Consider the following 21,775-nt stretch of genomic DNA (forward strand, 5'->3'; position numbering starts at 1 on the left):
GAGGCCGCTTAGCGGTTATGATTTATCGCGTCCAAGTTTCGGGGCGCAGTTCACAACCGCGCTTTCCCCCCGCTTTTTATTCAGAGCCCCCTGCCTCAAGCAGCTGGGGGAGCGAAAGGTTGGACAGGGTCATGAAGATGACACGAATGATTAAGGGGGCGAAGTTTCCCCTGAAGGCGGCGACCGCGGTGGTCCTAGCGGCGACCGTGGCGCTTCCGGGTGTCGGTTGGGCAGCGTCTCGCAATGCCGACGCGTCCGACGTCACGGTGAATGCCGTGACCGTCGGCAACCCCTTGAGGCTTCGCTATGACGAAGCCGCGTCGGCCGCCGGCGATGCAGCGGGCGATGTGTGGCAGAAGCGCACGCTGCCCATCGGCAACGGCGACATGGGCGCGAACGTGTACGGCGAGGTGCAGACCGAGCACCTCACCTTTAATGAGAAGACGCTGTGGACCGGTGGTCCGAGTGATTCCCGCAAGAACTACAACGGCGGCAACAACGTCTCGAAGGGTGCCAACGGCGCTACGATCAAGCGCATCCAGCAGCTCTTCTCCGAGGGCAAGAACACCGAGGCCGCCAATATGTGCGACCAGCTCATCGGTGACCAGGAAGGCTACGGCGCCTATCAGGCCTGGGGCGACATCTACTTGAAGTACACCGACCTGGGCAATGGCTCCGCGTCCGATTACGAGCGCTCGCTGGATCTTACGACCGGTATCGCGGGCGTCGAGTTCGATGCGGCCGGCCGGCACATCGCGCGCGAGTTCTTCGCCAGCCATCCCGACAAGGTCGTCGTAGGCCGTCTCGAGGCGAGCGGCAAGGCAGGCGTCAACGTCGAGATCACCTTCCCGTCCAAGCAGGCGGGCGCCAAGGTCAGCGCATCGGGCAACCAGATCACCATGACCGGTGCGGTGCAGGATAACCAGCTCAAGTACGCTTCCGTGCTCAAGGTGGTGGCAAACGGCGGCAACGTGAAGGCCCAGGGCGACAAGCTCGTGGTCTCGGGTGCCGACGACCTTACGTTCTACGTTGCAGCGGCGACGGATTTCAGGAATGATTATCCGGTCTATCGCACCGGTGAATCCGATGCCGAGCTCCTGGCGCGCGTGCAGAAGACGGCGGACGACGCCGTGGCGCGCGGCTACGACGCCGTCCGTGCCGACCACGTCGAGGACTTCTCCGCGCTCATGAACCGCGTGGACCTCGACCTGGGCTTTGACGGCGTGGTGTCCGAGCGCGCCACCGACGACCTGCTCACCGCGTATCGCAATAAGACCGCGACCGCGGCCGAGCGCCGTCAGCTCGAGACCATGCTGTTCCAATACGGCCGCTATCTCACGCTGGGTTCTTCCCGCGAGGACTCGCAGCTGCCCAGTAACCTGCAGGGCGTGTGGAACAACGTCAACAACCCGCAGTGGGCGTCCGACTACCACATGAACGTCAACCTGCAGATGAACTACTGGCCCGCGTACTCCACGAACCTCGCCGAGTGCGCCACGCCGCTGCTATCCTACGTGGATTCCCTGCGCGAGCCCGGTCGCGTGACCGCCGCCGTGTATGCAGGCGTCGAGACTCCCGAGGGCGACACCCAGGGGCAGGGCTTCATGGCCCATACGCAGAACACCCCGTTCGGCTGGACCTGCCCCGGCTGGTCCTTCCAATGGGGCTGGTCGCCCGCTGCCGTGCCCTGGATCCTTCAGAACACCTACGATGCCTACCGCTACAGCGGCGACCTCGAGCTCCTGAAGAACGACATCTACCCCGCCCTGCGCGAAGAGGCCCAGCTGTACAGCAAGACGCTCATCAAGGACGAGAACGGCAAGTACATCTCGTCTCCGGCGTACTCGCCCGAGCAGGGTCCGCGTACGGCGACGAACACCTACGAGCAGGTGCTCGTGTGGCAGCTCTTCCACGATGCCATCGAGGCCGGCAAGCTGGTGGGCGAGGATGAGGCGGTGCTCGCCGTATGGCAGGACCGTTTCGACAACCTGCGCACGCCCATCGAAATCGGTTCGGACGGCCAGATCAAGGAGTGGTACATCGAGGACGCGTACAACAAGGACGCTGATGGCAACACCTTGGGCGAGGGCTATGGCCACCGCCATCTCTCGCATATGCTCGGCCTGTTCCCCGGAACGCTCGTGTCCCAGGACACGCCCGAGTGGTTCCAGGCGGCGCGCACGTCCATGAACCTGCGCACCGATTCCAGCACGGGCTGGGGCATGGGCCAGCGTATCAACACGTGGGCGCACCTGCGCGACGGCGACCGTGCGCTCAAGTTGATCGGCGACCTGTTCAACAGCGGTATCTATCCCAATCTGTGGGACACCCATCCGCCGTTCCAGATCGACGGCAACTTCGGTGCGACCTCCGGTATCGCCGAGATGCTGCTGCAGAGCTCCAACGGCTACATCGACCTGCTGCCTGCCCTGCCGAGCGAGTGGGATCACGGTAGCGTATCGGGCCTGGTGGCACGCGGCGACTTCGAGGTCGCGATGACGTGGGCTTCCGGTGCGCTGGTCACGGCCGATATCACGTCGAACAACGGCGGCGTGGCCACGGTGAACGTGCCCGATGCCGCACTCGCCACCGTGACGGATGGCACGGGCGCCCCCGTGGCGTTCACGGCGCTCTCCGCCGATCGCATCAGCTTCGATACCACCGCTGGCGGTACGTACCGGATCGCCCAGATTCCCGCTGTCGAGCGCCCCGCCGTGCCGCAGAACGTCGCCGTCGCCGCAACGGGCGAGGGCGAGGCTACGGTCACCTGGGATGCCGTGGCGGAGGGCGCCCTCTATACCGTCGAGCGCCGCGTCGACGGCGGCGACTGGACGGCCGTGGGCAACAGCGTGTCCACGACCACGTTCGCGGACGAGGCCTGCCCCGCGGGCTTTGGAACGGTTGAGTACCGCGTCCAGGCGATTCTTAACGGCCTGCGCGGTCCCGCCAGCGAAGCGGTCGCGCTGCCCGAGGCGCCCGCCGTGTGCGAGGTGCTCGGCCGCGTCGACGACCAAGACCCGCATGTGATCTACAGCGGCGCTTGGGCCAATTGGAACAACAGCACTGACGGCAACTACGGTGACACCATCAAGTACCTGCAGAATCCGACCGGCACCGAGACCGCGAGCCTCACGTTCCGCGGAACGGGCATCGAGGTCGTCACGGTGACGAACTACGACCGCGGCTACTACGAGGTGACCATCGACGGCAAGGTCGTGGCAGAGCGGGTCGACACCTACTCCGCGACGAGCGTGCGCCAGAAGACCGTCTACTCCAAGACGGGTCTCGAGCCCGGCGTGCACACGATCGTGCTGCGCGCGACGGGCACCAAGAACGCCTCGTCGTCCCTGGCCAAGGTGGAGCTCGATGCATTCAACGTGATCGATACGTCTGCCAAGCCGGTGACGGGCGTGACCGTGCGTTCGGAGAACGGCATGACGCTGCTGGCAAAAGACGGCTCGACGCTCCAGATGGTCGCGGACGTGAAGCCTGCCGACGCGCGCGTGCAGGACATCGCGTGGTCGGTTGCCACGAAGAGCGGTTCCGCCACGGGCACCATCTCCGAGGACGGTCTGCTCGCGGCGAGCGGCGAGGGCGTGCTTACGGTCACGGCTGCGTGCGGCGACATATCCGGCTCGCTCGATGTGACCCTGGCTCCTGCCGGGACCGTGTCCACCGCGGTCGAGGACTGCAAGGGCACGCCTCCCGTGGATGCAAAGGGCACCCTGAACGATGATGAGCGCCTCACCTGGACGGGTGGCTGGTACAGCTGGGGCGAGGCCGGTCACCACGGCGGCTCCAAGGGCGAGAGCAACAACCTGGGCGATTCGGTGAGCCTGCGCTTCGAGGGCACGGGCATCCGCGTGTACTCGGCGTTGAACAACGATAACGTGGCCTTCAAGGTCGAGATCGACGGCGCCGTGGTGAACGAGGCCCTATCGCTGGGCGGCAATGACCAGAAGAACGTGAAGGTCTTCGAGAAGCTCGACCTCAAGAACGGCGAGCACACCATCAAGCTCACCTCCGTCGCGCGCGCGGGCGCCGGCCAGAGCAAGTCGAACGTCGACTGGTTCGAGATCATCGCGCCGAGCGACGCGGCAAACAAGATCGAGCTGCAGGCGCAGATCGAGGCGGGAGCGGGTCTGCTCGAGGGCGCCTACACCGCTGAGAGCTGGGACGTCTATAGCAAGGCGCTCGATGCTGCGGTGAAGGTCATGAACGACGTGAACGCCACGAGCGAGACGGCCGCCGAGCGCGCCACATCGCTGAAGGAAGCGCGCGAGCAGCTCGTTTTGATCGACGACGCTTCCATCGAGTTTGACACCGAGGCACATCTGGCATTTCCCGCGATCGAATCGCGCGCGGTGTGCGCGAGCTGGGACGCCGTTAAGGATGCCGCGACGTATCGGGTGCGCGTCTTTGCAGCCGATGCCGAGGGCGCGCCCACGGGCGACGCCCTGTCCGATATCGTGGTCGACGGCGTGCTCGCGCGCGTGAGCGGCCTCGATCCCGAGACGTCCTACGTCGTGCGCGTCGATGCACGCAACGAGGCGGGCCGCGTTATCAAGCGTATCGAGGGCGCGGTCGACACCCTGCCCGTCGCATCCGAGGATGCCCTTGAAGCCCCCACGGGCCTGGCGGTGCAGCCGAGCGAGACGAAGGGCGAGGCCGTGCTTTCGTGGAACGCCGTCGAGGGCGCTACGCGCTATCACGTATACGTGAACGGCGTGAAGAGCGCGGCGGTCGACACCGCGTCGGTCATGCTGTCCGGCCTGGTGAAGGACGGCGTGTACTCCGTCAAGCTCGTGGCGAGCAGCGACAGCGGCGCCACATCCTTGCCGGCATCCCTCGTGTTCACGTACGAGGGCGCCCAGGAGCCCGCCGTTGACTACGCGGGCAAGATTCGCGACCTGTTGGATGCGAACAAGAACCTGGTCGAGTCCGAGTACGAGGCGGCTGCTTGGAAGCAGTTCGCCGAGGCCCGCGATGCGGCTCAGAAGCTGCTCGACGACGACTCGGCAGACGAGAGCGCTCTGAAGGCGGCGTACGAGAAGCTGGTGGATGCGCTCGAGAATCTGGCGGACCATCCCGCCAAACCCGAGCCGGGTGTGGACTATGCCGAAATGATCCGCAAGGTTCTGGAGGAGAGCAAGGGCCTGGCCGAGGACGAGTACGAGCCCGAGGCGTGGACGCGTTTCGCTGCCGCCCGCAACGCGGCGCAGGCGCTGCTCGACGCGGGGTCGGATGACGCCGAGGCGCTGAAGGCCGCCTACGACGAGCTGCTCGCCTCCATCGCGAACCTCAAGGAGCATCCGGCGCCCGAGCCCGAACCCGAGCCCGAGCCCGAACCCGAGCCCGAGCCGAGCCCCGATCCCGATACCGGCGGCAACGGCGGCGGTAACGCCGACGGCAACGGTGGTAGCGCCGGTGGAAACAATGCCGGCGGCAACGCTGCATCGGGCGGTGGAGCAGGGTTCTCGAACGGTCTGGCCCAGACCGGCGACCCCGCATCCCTCGCCGTGGTGTTCACGGCGCTGGGTGCCGCGGCAATCGCTGCAGCGCGCCGCAAGCGCTAGGACGTCATGCCCGCGGTGCCGGGCCTGTTTGCGTCTGCCTCAGAAAAGTGCCTGTCCCCCTTCTGAGGTCGCGAGCTGAGGCTACAGCGCGAGCTCGCGGGCAACCTCGTCTGCACAGGCCAGGGCGTCGGCGATGGCGTTGACTACCAGTGAGGAGCCGGTGCGCGCATCGCCGCAGGCGAAGACCGCGGCCCCCGGCGCGCCCTGCGTCTTGGGGGCGCAACGGTGGGAAGCCCCCTCCATGACGGTCAGGGCGCGCCCCTGGTCGGAGACGAGCGCGCCGAAGGCGTCGAACGTGCTCGTCTCCGGTCCGGTGAACCCGCAGGCGATGAGCACCAGCTGTGCCGGGATCTCATGCTCGGATCCCTCGATACGGCGGGGGGTGCCGTCGCTCCAATCGAGGTTGGCGACGAGCAGCCCGCGCACGCCGCCCCGTTCGTCCGTGAGAACCTCGATCGTGTCGGCAGCCCACGTGCGCATCTCGGCGCCCATGAGTTCGATGGCCTCTTGCTGCCCGTAGTCGGTCTTCTTCACGTTGGGCCATTGCGGCCAGCCATTGCCCTCGCGCGGGCATGCGGGCGGCTCCGGCAGGAACTCGAGCTGGCGCACTGATTGCGCTCCCTGGCGCACGGCGGTGCCCACGCAGTCGTTGCCAGTGTCGCCGCCGCCGATCACGACGACGCCGAGGCCGCGTGCCGATATGACGCTCGAGTCCGTATCGCCCGCGAGTACCGCGCGGGTCGCCGCCTCGAGGTAGTCGACGGCGTATACGACACCCGCCGCATCGGCGCCCGGGGATGCCAGGGGGCGCGGCGTACGCGCCCCGCATGCGAGGATGACGGCGTCCGACTCTTCGAGCAGCCCCTCGGCGACGTCTGCGCGAGAGGCGTCGACGCCCAGCCGGAATTCAATGCCCAGCGACTCCATGAGGTCCACACGGCGCTGGACGATCGACTTTTCGAGCTTCATGTTGGGGATTCCGTACATGAGCAGACCGCCGGCTCGGTCATCGCGCTCCACGATGGTCACGCGCGCGCCGCGCCGGGCGAGGTCCCACGCCGCCGCGAGCCCGGCGGGGCCGGATCCCACGACGGTGACGCGCGGCGCGTTCCTGCCAGGGGCGGGGAAGCGTGCGGGGCCGCCGTGCTCCCACTCCCAGTCGGAGATGGCGCGCTCGTTGTCGTGGATCGTGACGGGCTGGCCGTCGACGGTCCCGAGGTTGCACGCCGCCTCGCACAGGGCCGGGCATACGCGGCTCGTGAACTCGGGCAGGGGTGAGGTGAGCGCGAGGCGTTCGGCGGCGGCCTCCATACGTCCACGGTAGATGAGCTCGTTCCACTCGGGGATGAGGTTGTGCAGCGGGCACCCGCTCGTGCGTGCGCGCCCGAACGATATGCCCGATTGACAGAAGGCGACGCCGCACATCATGCAGCGGCTCGCCTGCTCACGCCGGACATCCTCGCCGGGTTCGCGATACAGCGGGTCGAAGTCGCGCGTGCGTTCATCGGTCGGCCGCAGGACGTGGGCCTGCCGATCCGTGGTGAGAAAAGCTCCGGGTTTACCCATGGTGGGCCTCCTTGGTGCTCATGGGACTGCAGATGGATGAGGGAATGGTGCTTGCAGCGGATGCTGCGCTTGCTGAGGGCGCGGTCATGATTTCGAAGGCGCGTTCGACGGCCGCCTCGTGGGAGTGTCCGGCGCGTTCCTCCTCCGTCACGATCTCGAGCATGTGCCGGTATTCGGTGGGAATCACCTTGATAAAGGCGTGCTCGATGTCGGAGAAGCAGTACAGAAGCCTCATGCCGCGCGGACTCGCCGTGTACCTGACGTGCTCCTCGATGAGTGAACGGATGCGGGCGAGTTCGGAGGCGTCCGGCCGCTCGAGCGTGAGCGTCTCCGCGTTCACGCGGCTGGCAAGCGTGCCGTACTCGTCGTAGACGTAGGCGACGCCGCCCGTCATGCCGGCGCCGAAGTTGTGCCCGACCTCGCCGAGGATGAGCGCGACGCCGCCCGTCATGTACTCGCAGCCATGTGCGCCCACACCCTCGACGACCACGGTCGCACCCGAGTTCCTCACGGCGAAGCGCTGGCCGGCAAGGCCGTTCACAAAGCCGCGACCGCCCGTCGCGCCCATGAACGCGACGTTGCCCACGATGACGTTCTCGTCGAACTTGAAGGTCGCGCCCTCTGGGGGTGCCACGGACAGGATGCCTCCCGAGAGGCCCTTGCCAAAGTAGTCGTTCGCGTCGCCGCGCACGCTGAGCGTCATGCCGCTGGGAACGAACGCGCCGAAGCTCTGGCCCGCAGAGCCCGTGCACCGTACCGTGATGGAGCCCTCCGGCAGCCCGTTGGGGTGCGCACTGGTGACGGCGTGGCCGAGCATGGTGCCCGTGCAGCGGTTGATGTTGGCAATGTCGACGTCCAGCTGGACGGGGACCATGTGCGAGCGGGCGTGGGCGGTGCGAGGGATGAGCAGCGTGGCGTCGAGCGTCTCGTCGAGGTTCGAATCGGCCGCCATGTAGGGCAGGTAGTGGCGACAATCGGCCCCGGGGATATGGGAGCCGAACTCGCAGCGAGCCGGCGCGAGGACACAGGAGAGGTCGAGGAGGTCGGACTTCCAGTTTCCGGCGCCGCGCACCTGGCGCAGGCATTCGACGTGCCCGACCATCTCGTCGACGGTGGCAAAGCCCAGGCGCGCCATCACGCTGCGGAGCTGCTCGGCAACGAACAGCATGAACCGCTCGACATGCTCGGGCTTGCCGGAAAAGCCGCGGCGCAGGCGGCAGTTCTGCGTGGCGATACCTGCTGGGCACGTGTCCTGCTGGCAATCGCGCTGCATAAGGCATCCCATGGCGATGAGTGGCATGGTGGCGAAGCCAAATTCCTCGGCACCCAGCAGGCATGCCACGGCGACATCGGTGCCGTCCATGAGCTTGCCGTCCGCCTCGAGCACCACGCGGGAGCGCAGGCCGTTGCGCACGAGCGTCTGCTGTGCCTCGGCAAGGCCGAGCTCCAGCGGCAGGCCGGCGTGCCAGATGGAATCACGCGGCGCCGCGCCCGAGCCGCCGTTGTGGCCCGAGATCAAGATCTTGTTGGCAGCGCCCTTGGCCACGCCGGTGGCGATGGTTCCCACGCCCGCCTCACTCACGAGCTTGACGCTCACGCGCGCACGGGGGTTGGCGCACTTGAGGTCGAAGATGAGCTCGGCCAGGTCCTCGATGGAGTAGATGTCGTGGTGCGGAGGAGGCGAGATGAGGCCGATGCCGGGCGTCGACTGTCGGACCTCGGCGATCCAAGGGTAGACCTTCTTGCCGGGCAGGTGGCCGCCCTCGCCGGGTTTCGCGCCCTGCGCCATCTTGATCTGGATCTCGGTCGCCGAGGAGAGGTACCGGCTCGTTACGCCAAAGCGGCCAGAAGCGACCTGTTTGATGGCGGAGTTCACCGAGTCGCCATCCGCGAGCGGCGTCTCGCGGCGCGGATCTTCGCCGCCTTCGCCCGAGTTGGACCGGCCGTGCAGACGGTTCATGGCGATGGCGAGGCACTCGTGGGCCTCGCGGCTGATGGAGCCATAGCTCATGGCGCCGGTGTTGAAGCGCGTGGCGATGGAGCGCGCGTCCTCGACCTGGTCGAGCGGGATGGGCGCGCGATCGGATGCGTCGAAGTCGATCAGGTCGCGCAGGCGCACGACGCGGCCCGGGCGGTGCAGGCGGGCGCTATACGCTTCGAATGCCTCGGCGTCATCTTCGCGCACGGCACGTTGCAGCAGGTAGACGGTTTGGGGGTCGATGAGGTGGTCTTCGCCGCCCAAGGGGCGCCACTTGGTGAGGCCGAGCGTGGGGAGCTGGTCGGGCGCGGGAGAATGCGCGATTCTCTCCGCGGCATCCGCCCGCTCATCGAGTTCGCGCTGAAGTTCGGCGAGGCCCATGCCGCCCACGCGGCTGACCGTGCCCGAGAAGCAGCGGTCGACGAGCTCAGGTGCGAGGCCGACGGCCTCGAAGATCTGGGCGGAATGGTAGCTTTGCATGGTGGAGATGCCCATCTTGGACATGATGGACACCACGCCCGCTGTTGCCGCGCGGTCGAAGCGTTCGATGCCCTCTCGAGCGCAAAGCACACGGCCGCCGGCTTCCACAAGGTCGCCCTCGTGCGCCAGACGCGCGATGTGCGCGTGGGCGCCGTACGGGTAGATGCCACTTGCCGAGTAACTTACAAGCGCGGCGAGGTCGTGCGCCGAGAGCGCGTCGCCGCACTCGACGATGAGGTCGGCGAAGGTTCGCAGCCCCGAGCGCATCAGGTGGTTGTGAACCGCTCCGACGGCGAGGAGCGACGGGATGGAGACCTCACCTGAGCCCGCGCGGTCGGAGAGTGCCACGATGTTCACGCCGTCACGTACCGCCCGCTCGACCTCGCGGCACAGCTCATCGAGCGCGCGCTCAAGCGCACCTTCTCCCGCATCGCGCAGGTAGACGGCGCGGAAGGTGCGGGCATGGAAACCCGTGCGGTCGATTGAGGAGATTGCCTTGAACTGCTCGCCCGTGAGGATCGGGGAATCCAGGCGAATGAGCTGGCAGGCGCTGCGGCTGTCCTCCAGCAAGTTGCCGTGATTGCCCAGGTACAGGATGGTCGAAGTGACCACGTGCTCGCGCAGCGCGTCGATGGGCGGGTTCGTCACTTGGGCGAACAGCTGGTAGAAGTAGTCGAAGAAAGAGCGCGTCTTGGTGGAGAGGCAGGCGAGCGGGGCGTCGATGCCCATGGAGGCGAGCGGCACCTTGCCCGTCAGGGCCATGGGGCGCACGACCTCATCGACGTCATCCCAGTGGTGGCCGAGTTTGGCGGCCTCGACGGCCGACAGCATATCTGCCCCGTCGGTGTCTGCATTGCTGCCAGACTCGTCCGCGATGTCCGCAAGGGTGAGCATCTCCTCGGCAATCCAGTCGCGGAACGGCTTGAGCTTGGCAAGGCCAGAGCGAAGCTCGTCGTTGTAGATCACGCGCGCCTGGGAGAAATCGACCTCGAGCATCTCGCCCGGACCGAGCAGCCCGGAGGTGAGGACGTTGGCAGGGTCGACCTCGATGGTTCCAACCTCGGAGGACAGCAGGAAGCGGTCGTCGCGCGTCACGTAATAGCGAGCCGGGCGCAGGCCGTTACGGTCGAGGGCGGCGCCGAGCGTGCGTCCATCGGTGAACGCGATGGCGGCAGGTCCGTCCCAGGGCTCCATGAGCATGGACTGGTAGGCGTCGTAGGAACGGCGCTCCGGCGTGAGCGCGTCATTGTGATCCCAGGGCTCGGGCATGAGCATCGAGACGGCGCGCGTGAGGGGCCTGCCGTTTTGCACAAGGAATTCGAGCACGTTGTCGAGGATCGCGGAGTCCGATCCCTCGCGGTTGATGATGGGCAGCACGCGTTCCAAATCGTGTTGGAGCACGGGCGAATAGAGGTTGGGCTCACGCGCGCGGATCCAGTTGACGTTGCCCTTCAAGGTGTTGATCTCGCCGTTGTGGATGATGAGGCGATTGGGGTGCGCGCGCTCCCAGCTGGGCGTGGTGTTGGTCGAATAGCGGGAGTGGACGAGCGCGACGGCCGTCTTGACGGCGGCGTCGTTGAGGTCGATGTAGAAACGGCGCATCTGGGTCGCGACGAGCATGCCCTTGTACACGATGGTCCGCGCGCTCATGGAGCAGATGTAGAAGATCTTCCCGTCGAGGGAGGGCTCGGCATCGGCGCGCTTCTCGATGGAGCGACGGCACACGTAGAGGGCGCGCTCGAATTCGTCACCGGCCTCGATCGAGTCGGGGCGTCCCAGGAACGCCTGCATGATGGTGGGCATGCAAGCTTGTGCGGTCGAACCGAGGTCGTGCGGATCGACGGGGACGGTGCGCCAAAAGAGCAGGGGGATACCGCAAGCGGCGCATTCCTCTTCGAAGATGCGGCGTGCGTCCACCACTCCGTGTTCATCGCGCGGCAAAAAGACCATCGCCACGCCGTAGTCGCCCTCTGCGGGCAGGAGATGCCCGCACTTCTGTGCCTCCTTGCGGAAGAATCGGTGGGGGACCTGGAAGAGAATGCCCGCGCCGTCACCGGTGTTGCGCTCGAGCCCCACGCCGCCGCGGTGCTCGAGGTTCACCAAGACGGAGAGGGCGTCGTCGAGGATCTGGTGGCTGCGCTCACCCTTGATGCTCGCCAGGGCGCCGATGCCGCATGCATCGTGTTCGAATTCGGGTTTATAGAGGGTCGGCTGGTCGTCCTTGCCTGTGGCGGGCGATATGGGTGTCTGTTCCATGCCTGCTCCTTTGCTCTTGATGCCAGTGAGAATCGTTCGGCAGGAATGGTACGTTCGGTTGGTTGCGTGTGGTTTGCAGGTGTGTTTCCCGATGGTTTCCGGCATGCGAACATCTGAATACGCACATTTCACACCCATGCTGAGCTGGGATTATCCAAAAACGGACGAAATACGCCGTCGCATGATTTTTTTGCCGCAGGTGTGCTTACGACATTCTTTCCGCAGGCAGCATGCGGTACGCTACGATATGTTTCACGCTTGCAACGCAGCGGTAATTGCATCGAAACGTATGGCGTATAGGCTGCAATCGTCCGCTAGCACCAGCGTCGCTCACGCGCGGCGCGCCACGAAGGGAGCATCTGATGGCCGATCTCACCGACCGCTTCGGCACGATGGTCTTCTCTGAAGACGTCATGAAGAAGTGGCTGCCCAAGGACGTGTACAAAAAGCTCGCGGGAACCATTGAGGAGGGCAAGCCGCTCGACCTCGACGTCGCGAACGCCGTGGCCCACGCCATGAAGGAATGGGCGATCGCTCACGGCGCCACGCATTACGCGCATTGGTTCCAGCCCCTGTCGGGAATCACGAGCGAGAAGCACGACAGCTTCCTTGAGCCCAACCACGATGGCACCGCCATCACCAAGTTCTCGGGCAAGGCGCTCATCAAGGGCGAGCCCGACGCCTCGAGCTTCCCCAACGGCGGCCTGCGCGCCACCTTCGAGGCACGTGGCTATACCGCATGGGACGCCACGAGCCCGGCGTTCATCAAGGACGACGTGCTCTGCATCCCCACGGCGTTTTGCTCCTACACCGGCGAGGCGCTGGATAAGAAGACCCCGCTGCTGCGCTCCATGACCGCCCTCGACGAGCAGGCCAAGCGCGTACTCGCCCTGTTCGGCAAGCATCCCAAGCGCGTCGTGCCTTCCGTGGGCGACGAGCAGGAGTACTTCCTCATCAAGAAGGACGCATACCGTAAGCGCCGCGACCTCGTTATCTGCGGCCGCACGTTGTTCGGCGCGGCTCCGTGCAAGGGCCAGGAGCTCGAAGAGCACTATTTCGGTGCCATTCGCCCAACCGTCTCCGCGTACATGAAGGACCTCGATAACGAGCTTTGGGCACTGGGCATCCCGGCCAAGACGAAGCACAACGAGGTGGCGCCGTGCCAGCACGAACTCGCGCCCGTGTATTCCGAGCTCAACGAGGCCGTTGACAACAACCTCCTCATGATGGAGAAGATGAAGCTCATCGCCAGCCGCCACGATCTGGTGTGCCTGCTGCACGAGAAGCCGTTCGAGGGCATCAACGGTTCGGGCAAGCACAACAACTGGTCGCTCGGTACGGCCGACGAAAACCTCCTCGACCCCGGCGACACCCCGCTCGAGAACTTGCAGTTCGTGGTGTTCCTTACTGCGGTCATCGAGGCCGTCGACAAGTACCAGGATCTCCTGCGCGCCAGCGTCGCGAGCTGCGGCAACGACCACCGTCTGGGCGCCAACGAGGCGCCGCCGGCGATCATGTCCATCTTCCTGGGCGATCAGCTCACCGAGGTCGTCGAGATGCTGATGGACGGCGAGGCGAGCGTCCACGCCACCACCGACACGCTCACCTTCGGCACGGTGCTGCTGCCCAACCTCGAGCAGGACAACACCGACCGCAACCGCACGAGCCCTTTCGCCTTCACGGGCAACAAGTTCGAGTTCCGCGCCGTGGGCTCCGAGGCGAACGTCTCCGACGCGAACCTGGTGCTCGACTGTGCCGTCGCCCAGGCCCTGCGCGACTTCGCGGACGCCCTCGAGGGCACGCCCGAGGACGACTTCCAGGAGGCCGCGCTGGCCTACTGCGCCGAGCATCTGCGTGAGCATCGCCGCATCCTCTTCTCCGGTGATGGTTATTCCGAGGCGTGGGAGAAGGAGGCCGAGTCTCGCGGCCTGTGCAACTTCCGCACCGCCGCCGACGCGCTGCCGGCATTTGTCGCCGAGAAGAACCTCGCGCTGTTCCAGGAGCTCGGCGTGCTTTCCGAGGCAGAGGCCGTGTGCCGCTACGAGGTTAAGCTCGAGAAGTACAACAAGCTCATGAACATCGAGGCCACGACGATGATCCGCGAGGCGCGCCGCACGTACCGCCCGGTCATCACCGCCTACGCCACCAAGGTCGCCAAGGGTCTTGAGGCCATCCGCGCCGCCGGTGCCGAGGCGGCGATGCAGTGCGAGCAGAATACGCTCAATAAGCTCTGCAACGGCATCACCGACATCAACGAGGCCATCAAGGCGCTCGATGCGGTGCACGTCAAGGCGGAGTCCATGGCAGATGGCCAGGAGCAGGCGAATTGCTATGCGCACGAGGTTGCACCCGCTATGGCCGACCTGCGCGCGGCAGTCGATGCCATGGAGGAGATCGTGGCTGCAGATTACTGGCCGGTCCCGACGTATGATGACGTCTTGTTCTACGTGTAGGAACTCTGTTATACTCTTGCGCGCTGTCCCCATCGTCTAGCGGCCAAGGACGCCACCCTTTCAAGGTGGATATCACGGGTTCGAATCCCGTTGGGGGCACCATCGAATTGCCAGCCCGGATCCCTTGCGGGATTCGGGCTTGTTACGTTGACGGGCCGGGGTTCGAACCCATTGGGGTCGCGAGACTGAGGAAACGCGCGAGCGTTTCCCAGCGAGCGTGCGAGGGCGCTATGCGCCCGAAGCCGCGGACGGCGCAGCCGGACGCGAATCCCGTTGGGGGCACCATCGAATTGCCAGCCCGGATCCCTTGCGGGATTCGGGCTTGTTGTTGTAACGGGGCTCGTTCTTTTCATGAATGGGGGAGCAACATGGACGCCAAGCGTATTGCCCGTGCCGGACTCATGGTGGCGCTATTGGCGGCTTCCGCCCAGGTCATGCTGCCTTTTGGCCCCGTGCCCTTCACCTTGCAGACGTTCGTGCTCGCCATGATCCCCGCCGTGCTCGATCGCCGCACGGCGGTCCTTACGGTTGTCGCGTACGTCTTGCTCGGCGCCGTTGGCCTTCCGGTTTTCTCCGGCTTCATGGGAGGCTTCGGTGCGCTTGCGGGCCCCACGGGCGGTTTTCTGTGGGGATTCATCCTGGGCATGGTAGCAGCCGGCGTTCTGGACAGGGCGCTTCCGGCACGTATCCCCGCGTACCCGCGTGCCCTCGCATCCGCCGCTGTGTTGCTGCTCGTTTCGTATGTATGCGGCACCGTCCAGCTCATGGCGTTTCTGTCGATCGACCTGTGGGGCGCGCTTGCCATCGCGGTGGCTCCCTTCATCATCCCCGATGCCGTCAAGCTCGTCTGCGGCGCGCGGGTCGGGGTGTCCGTTGCCCGCGTCTTGCCATAAAAACGCGCGCCACGGGACGTGACGCGCGCATCTTCGAATATGTGCCACAGGGACTGGCGGCTGCGTTAACCAAGCAGTTTCATCGCCGCCTCGTGTGCGGCGTGCTCGCAGGCATCGTCGAGCATGGCGAGTGGCAACAGCTCTCGCGCCTGTATGTTACCGCCGCGCCCGCGGCGCTCGAGGGCTCGCGTGATGAGCCAATCGGCGAGCTCGGGGTTCTTGGAGAGCGCGGGTCCGTGGAGGTATGTTCCCACCAGGTTGCGGTGGAGGCATCCCTCAGAGCCGTCTTGACCGTTGTTGCCGGTGCCCTCGAGCACTGAGGTGCCGAGCGGATGCTCGCAGGCGTCGAGCACCGTGCGTCCGCCGTGGTTTTCAAACCCTACGAACGGGGCGTCGGCGATATCGGTTTTCACCGCGACGTTGCCCGTGAGGCGGCCTTCGCCACGTACCGTGTCGGCGGCGATGATGCCCAGCCCCTCAACCTTTTCATCGCCCATGTAATACGAGCGCCCGAGGAGCTGGTAGCTGCCGCAGATTGCGAGAACGACGCCATCATCCTCAACGTAGCCCTGCAGCTCGTCGCGCTGGTGGCGCAGCTCGTTGGCAACGGCGAGCTGGTCGCGGTCGGCACCGCCGCCTATGAGCACGATGTCCGCCGTGGACAGGTCGAGCACATCGCCCATGTGCACGTCGTCAACCTCGACGGGAATGCCCCGCCACCTGCAGCGGCGTTCGAGGATGATGGCATTGCCGCCATCGCCGTACAGGTTCAAGGCGTCGGGATAGAGGTGGACGATGCGCAACGGACGGCCCAGGTCGAGCATCTTGTCCGAGTGCTGGGTGTCGTCGTCATCGTGGATGGCCGTTACATCGATGGACACGGTTTTCGCATCGCCGGTCACGACGTCCCCGAGCCCCTCGAGCTCCTTGACGATTGGGGGGAACGCGGTGTAGTTGGCAACGGCATGAAGGACCTCGCCGACATCCTCGCCCGCCAAGGTATCGATGACATCGCCGATGCTATTAACGAGCGAGGCGTCGATGCCGGCGTACTTGAGGCGAACCTGCAGGTCGTGCGCGCGCGATCCGCCCGCAAAGGCATGTACGCCGGGAGCGCTCAGACATTCGAAGTCAACGTCCCAAATCCACGAGACGTCGCGTCCGTCCGCATCTGCGTCGTTGAGGTAGAAGGCCATGAGTTTGCCGCCCGAGGCCTTGACCTGCTGGATCTGACGATCGAAGCCCACGGGATTCTTGGCCAGGTCGGTCGCGACGATGCGCCCCTTCGCCTGCCAACGCGTCATGCGCCCTCCGGTGGGCACATAAGTGTCGAGGACGCCCTGGAAGCGGCTGGAATCGCCGTCGAGCGCGTCGAGGACCCAGGCGGCGGTCCAAGCGGCGGTGATGTTGTAGACCATGTACAGGCCGTTGTATCTGGTGGAGAGGGGCGCGGTCTGCGAGGACCCGTCTTGCTGCGCCTTCAATTCGAAGGAATAACCGGTGCTGGTGAGGTGCACGTTCGAGGCCCCCGAGGCGAGGTCGGGGCGCCTCCAGCCACAGGCGGGGCAGTGGTAGGAGCCCAGCTGACCGTATTGGATGTAGTCGTATTCGAGTGGGGCGTTGCAGTGGGCGCAGAAGCGCGACTCGGCGATGTGCGAGGCCTCGCCGCCGGTGGGGCCATCGAGCCCAAAGGGAAGCGAGGGATTGGGCACGCGGTCGGCGATGGAGGCGCACAGCGGGTCGTCGGCATTGAAGATCAGCGTGGTCGTTGGCGACAAGGCGAGCGCCTGCGCGATGACGTCCTGGGTATGGTCGATCTCCCCATAGCGGTCGAGCTGGTCGCGGAACAGGTTGAGCAAGACGAAATACGTGGGCTTGAGGCGCGGCAGGATGCGCACGGTGTACAGCTCGTCGCACTCGAACACGCCCACGCGGCGCTTGCCGGCGGTTCGACGTCGATTGGAGTTCGCCTCGAGCAGGGTGCCCGTGATACCGGTCTCCATGTTGTTTCCCGCTCGGTTGCACACGCAGACGGCTCCGCTCGCCGCCACGGCATCGGCTATGAGGTTCGTCGTGGTGGTCTTGCCGTTCGTGCCGGTGATGACCACGCTTGCGTCCAGGAGGCCGGCAAGATCGGCGACGAGTTCGGGGTCGATGGAAAGGGCGAGCTTGCCGGGCAGTGCACCGCCGTTACGATGGAGGACGGAGCGGAGCCCCCAGCGGGCAAGGTCGGCGGTGACGGTTGCGATGTTCGATCTGATGCTCATGAGAGCTCCTATCGTGATGGGGATGTCATGTGCCTGGCGTTCGCTCCCGCCTTCCATGGTGGAGGGCCGGGGAGAACGACGGGCTTACTGGCTGGCAGCTGCGTATCGGGCGCGGCTGCGCTCCTCGGGTGTCATGCGGCTGCGCGGGGAGTAGATGACGTGTGTGCGGCAGCACTCGACGCACAGATCGCATCCGGCGCAGGCATCTGCGTCGATGCGGAACACGGGCGGCTCAAAGCTAATCGCCGGGCAGCCGGTGATTTGCTGGCAGCGGTGGCAGCTCATGCAGGCGTATGCATCGATCTCGGCGGGCTCCGCCTCGTATTCGCCGCGCTGGATTTGGGCGCAGGGCGAGGCGAACACCACGGCGTGGACGCCGGGGCGCGCCAAGGCACCGCAGAGAACGCCCGCGGCGCGTTGGCTGTCGAACGGATCCACGATCACGGCGTCGCCGCAACCCAGGGCGAGGGCACGTTCCGCCAGTCCTTCGATGGCCTCACGCGTGAGGAATGCGCGGCTGGATGCGAGCACGGCAAGGATGGTGACCCGTCCCTCTGCGGAAAGCCCCGCGAGTTCGGCTGATTCGTCATCACGGGCGAGCGCGGCGTCGGGCACGAAGTGGATGCACGCCTCGCAGGAGGGTTCCTGCGGTGTACCGCCCTGGGGCACAGGCACCTTGTAGCGGTCGAGCAGCGCCTCTTCGCCGCCTACGCACGTGCAGGCGGCCGGGTGCATGGAGCCAACGGCGGCGCAGCCTGCGTCGCCGCAGATAACGCGGGCGCGTCCACGCCCAAGTGCCTCCCTACATGCCACGTATGCCGCGCGGTGGGGGCAACCCGGGCACGCCACGCCGCGCCGGATGGGATGGGACGTCACCATGGTCTACGCCTCCTCATCGGTATAGGGCTCACGGCTCACGAGCGAGAGTTCGAAGGTGAGGGTGTGCCCGGCCATGGGATGGTTGAAGTCAAACAGCGTGTCGCCGTCGTCGGCCACGCGCATCACGCGTGCGAGTTGCTGGTAGCCCTCGCCGTTCATGAGGTAGATGAGTTGCCCGGGTACCAGTTCCTCATAGTTTGGAATCTCGATCGTGGGCATGACGTACAGAAGGCGCGGGTCGTGCTCACCGTAGGCGTCCCTGGGCGCAAGGGTCACGGTCTTCTTCTCGCCGGGCTCCATGCCGAGCACCGCGACCTCGAAGCCTGGGACGACCTCGTGGTTTCCCTCGACATATGTGAGCGGCGTGCGGCCCTCGGTGGTATCGAAGACCTCGCCGTCCTCAAATGAGCCGGTGTAGTGCACGGTGACGCGGTGCTTGAGCGAAAAATCCTGCACGGGCGGTTCCTCCGGAATCGATTGGCAACCCGATAAGCGTATCACGGATGGCCCGGTGCCCGGCGCGCATGGGGGCTAGAACCCATGCCGTAACGCGAACTCCTCGGCACGCTCTCGGATTCCCTCGACGCCCTCCGCCCATGCGGCGAAATCGGGCGTGTCGGCGATGATGCCGTCGGCCTCCCACACGGCTTGGTGCGACAAGTCCCATGCCTCGAGGGCCGCGGGCCGCACGGGCAGGTACGGGTCGTGGTAGGTCGGGTTGATGAGGAAGAACGCCCCGCCGTCGCAGCGCGCCGCGAAATCACGGAGCGCACGGCGCGCGCTGCGACGCTGTCCGAGCTTGTAGAGCAAGATGGTGCGTCCCAAGAGGAACCACGGCAGGTCCTCGGCGCCCTCACCCGCATCGCGCGCAGCCGCGAAGAACCCGTCTTCGTCCTCCAGACGCGCGAGTGCGAGGAAGAGCGTGCCCACGGCGAGGTTGGGGTAGCCGTGCGCGCGCATCACCGTGCGGGCGTACGAGGCGGCGGCGCGGTAGCGGGCTGTGAAGATGCATCCTTGGGCGAGCGCCTCAACGGTGTGAAGCCAGCCGATGACCTCGGGGTCGCGTGCGGTGAGCTCCCCGGCATCCTCGCTTGCCGCGAGTGCGCTTTCACGCCATAGCCCCTCGATATCGGGGTCGAATCCCGGACGGGACATCACGAGTCTCTCCCGAGTTTCACGTTCGAGCTGGAGCATATCGCCCAGGCAGGCATCGAGGGGCACCTCGGCGAGCTGTATGGCGACGAGCCTCGCGTCGACGCAGTGGGGGTCCGTTCGCATGATCGCCGCGAGCTGGGCGCGGGCACGCTCGAAGAGCGCGCTGCGGTCGCGTTCGAAATCTCCGTCGGGCAGGTCCTCCATGCGGAGCAACCCGTCGAGGAGCTCCTCCTGCACGCGCGTGTACGACACGAGGGCCCGCGCGCCGTCATCGGTTGCATAGCGATCGGGATCGCGCTCGATCTGTTCGTGAACGAGTTCGCGCGCCGCGTTCGTGAGCTCGGGATGGGCGAGGGCGTAGCGATGTTCAAGGTACGCGGGAACGTATGCACGTGGATTCATCAGTTCTCGCCTCCGGGTGCGTTGCCGCGCGTCTCGGTGTGGGGGAGCGGGTCGCGTGCGTCGAGGGAACGCTGCACCAGGTCGTGTTCGGCGATCCACAACGCAAAGCTCGCCGAATCGGGCGTGCCCATCCCTTCTTGCAGGAGCGGCGTCGCCTCCGAGAGGGCCAGCACCAGCTCATCCTCGCTGCCGGGTTGCACATTCACGCGCGAGAACACGCCGTCGGGGAATTCTGCCTGGAAGTAGAGGGATTGGGCACTGCGAGGGTACACGCGCATGAGCGTTCGCAACGCCGTCGTGGCCCCTGCCATGTCGAAGGAGCGGTATGCCAGGCTCATCTGCGCGATAAGGCTCCACGCGTCCGGTGCGTGGCCGCCGGGTTGTGTGCGGCGCGAGGCGCTCTTGCCCGCAAGTTGATAGGCGGCTGCATGGCGCGAACGGTAGCGTTTGAGTTCCTCGGGCGCCACCTCGAGCTTGGCGAGCGCGAGCATGCCGGTGTGGCGAATGCCCGCCATGTCGAGTGGGTAGGCTCTCAGGCCCTCCTCGGCGCACATGAGGGCCATGCGGTACTGCCCGGCGATGAACAGCCGCGAGGCGAGCATGGCAATCCAGCGTTGGAGGGGCCGCTGCCCCAAATCGCGCGCGAACTCCTCTTCGTAGGGGTTCGATGCGTCCTCGAGGAGGTGCTCGACGTCGCGTTCGACATCTGCGCGATGGTCGAGCAGATAGGAGATGAGTTCGTCGTCCGATTCCGATTGCAGGGTGGCGAGCATGCGCTGGGCATCCCAATTGCGCGGGTCGAGCTCGGTCGCCTCGCGCAGGTAGTTCTCCGCAATGTCGAACTGCGCCTCGGCGTCCTGTTCGGTCGGTGCGAACGGCGCACGGTAGTCGACGACCTCCGTTGCCTTGGATACCAAGTGAAACGAGCGCTCACGATCGGTGTGGATGAGCGACGAGGGGTCGTTTTGGAACGCCTCGGAGGCACGATCGATGTACAAGGGGTCTTGGAGGAGCTGAACGCCTTCGCGTTCCATATTGGCGAGGATGAGGCGAAGGCAGTCCTCCTGGATGGGGTCGAATGCCATGGGTCTCTCCTTTCCGGTTGACTGGTGGCGTGGGCCTGGTCGTTCGTGATGGTCGCGGGACGTGGCTCCGGGGCCCGAGGTATATATCCGCACGTACGGCTCTTATTCGTTATCGAACTAGTGTAGCCGTTTTCTTCTTGCCCATGGCGTGCGTCCCTTTGGGCTCACGCCATTGGCTTGCAGGACGTTGACGCGTCAATGAAGGACGGTCGCCTGTGACTCGTCTTGAACGATTTCGACGACGAGTCCGTGGGGAAGGCATACGATTTCTTCTCCAACGCCCGCAATGGGGTCATGCTCGACACAGACCTGGTTGTTGCAGTTGGCGCTCTCGACCTTTACGGTGCCGTTCGCGATGCGAATGGTGTTGAGGCCTTCGTGCGCATCGGGCCCCGTTCCCGTCCCGGGCGTTTCGACCACATATGTCGTCTCCGTGGAGAGCGGGTCGGTGCGGCGGAAGCCCTCTTTGGTCTGGGTAACCACGAGCGCGCCGCTCGCCGAAAAATCGCCAGCGTTTGCGGAGTTTGCCAACCACCAGATTCCACCTATGACGGCTGCCAGCAAAAGACCAGTAAAAAGGAGGATATCCCCCGTTTTGATGCGCGTTTTCATACACGTTCCCTTTCGCGACCTGCTGCTAAGAGGGCGAAGTATGCAAGAAGCCTAACAGATTTCGAACCTAGTCGGATGGGCGCACGCGATATGATGTGAGCGTCTGTGATTGAACGATTTACCACGCTCTCGTTAGGCACTCGGGAATCCGCGGGGGGCGCCCCCTCGGGCAC

At 65.6% G+C, this 21,775-nt stretch carries 11 protein-coding genes and 1 tRNA gene; 4 read left to right on the plus strand and 8 right to left on the minus strand.

What is annotated here, in order from left to right:
- Positions 1-131: 131 nt before the first annotated feature.
- Positions 132-5,576 (plus strand): glycosyl hydrolase family 95 catalytic domain-containing protein, encoded by a 5,445-nt coding sequence (locus ACT8II_RS01540; RefSeq protein WP_443812864.1) that lies wholly within the window; start codon positions 132-134, stop codon positions 5,574-5,576.
- 81 nt (positions 5,577-5,657) lie between these two features.
- Here ACT8II_RS01540 and ACT8II_RS01545 read toward each other — a convergent pair whose 3' ends face one another.
- Positions 5,658-7,142 (minus strand): glutamate synthase subunit beta, encoded by a 1,485-nt coding sequence (locus ACT8II_RS01545; RefSeq protein ID WP_443812865.1) that lies wholly within the window; start codon positions 7,140-7,142, stop codon positions 5,658-5,660.
- A complete protein-coding gene (gene gltB, locus ACT8II_RS01550) occupies positions 7,135-11,856 on the minus strand; it encodes a glutamate synthase large subunit (protein ID WP_443812866.1) in 4,722 nt (1,573 codons plus the stop codon). Before gltB ends, ACT8II_RS01545 begins: the two co-directional genes overlap by 8 nt.
- A gap of 362 nt (positions 11,857-12,218) precedes the next feature.
- Between gltB and ACT8II_RS01555 the strand changes: the two genes are divergently transcribed.
- The 3 genes from ACT8II_RS01555 to ACT8II_RS01565 all read left to right on the plus strand — a co-directional run bounded on the left by ACT8II_RS01555 (position 12,219) and on the right by ACT8II_RS01565 (position 15,202).
- Entirely contained in the window at positions 12,219-14,309 is a 2,091-nt protein-coding gene (locus tag ACT8II_RS01555) for a glutamine synthetase III family protein (RefSeq protein ID WP_294122438.1), read from the plus strand.
- Between the two features lie 25 nt (positions 14,310-14,334).
- Positions 14,335-14,411, plus strand: a tRNA-Glu gene (locus ACT8II_RS01560).
- 266 nt (positions 14,412-14,677) lie between these two features.
- Entirely contained in the window at positions 14,678-15,202 is a 525-nt protein-coding gene (locus tag ACT8II_RS01565) for a biotin transporter BioY (RefSeq protein ID WP_118654338.1), read from the plus strand.
- Between the two features lie 65 nt (positions 15,203-15,267).
- On the opposite strand, the gene ACT8II_RS01570 is transcribed toward ACT8II_RS01565, so the two are convergent.
- From ACT8II_RS01570 to ACT8II_RS01595, 6 genes are all read right to left on the minus strand, one after another.
- Positions 15,268-17,469 carry a MurT ligase domain-containing protein gene (locus ACT8II_RS01570; RefSeq protein ID WP_304292703.1) on the minus strand — a complete coding sequence of 734 codons (2,202 nt, stop codon included), beginning with the start codon at positions 17,467-17,469 and terminating at the stop codon, positions 15,268-15,270.
- Positions 17,470-17,553: 84 nt separating this feature from the next.
- The gene (locus tag ACT8II_RS01575; protein WP_199588939.1) at positions 17,554-18,348 is read right to left on the minus strand and encodes a hypothetical protein; all 795 of its coding nucleotides are present in this window, start codon (positions 18,346-18,348) and stop codon (positions 17,554-17,556) included.
- Positions 18,349-18,351: 3 nt separating this feature from the next.
- Positions 18,352-18,804, minus strand: a complete 453-nt coding sequence (locus ACT8II_RS01580) for an FKBP-type peptidyl-prolyl cis-trans isomerase (RefSeq protein WP_118654336.1) — start codon at positions 18,802-18,804, stop codon at positions 18,352-18,354.
- Between the two features lie 75 nt (positions 18,805-18,879).
- Positions 18,880-19,905 carry a hypothetical protein gene (locus ACT8II_RS01585; RefSeq protein WP_443812867.1) on the minus strand — a complete coding sequence of 342 codons (1,026 nt, stop codon included), beginning with the start codon at positions 19,903-19,905 and terminating at the stop codon, positions 18,880-18,882.
- Positions 19,905-20,990 (minus strand): hypothetical protein, encoded by a 1,086-nt coding sequence (locus ACT8II_RS01590; protein WP_118654334.1) that lies wholly within the window; start codon positions 20,988-20,990, stop codon positions 19,905-19,907. The genes ACT8II_RS01585 and ACT8II_RS01590 overlap by 1 nt, the downstream gene beginning before the upstream one ends.
- A 195-nt stretch (positions 20,991-21,185) precedes the next feature.
- Complete coding sequence (locus ACT8II_RS01595) at positions 21,186-21,602, minus strand: NusG domain II-containing protein (protein ID WP_302741376.1); 417 nt, start codon at positions 21,600-21,602, stop codon at positions 21,186-21,188.
- Between the last annotated feature and the right edge of the window lie 173 nt (positions 21,603-21,775).

The organism is Collinsella sp. (assembly GCF_052346665.1).
GTDB lineage: Bacteria > Actinomycetota > Coriobacteriia > Coriobacteriales > Coriobacteriaceae > Collinsella.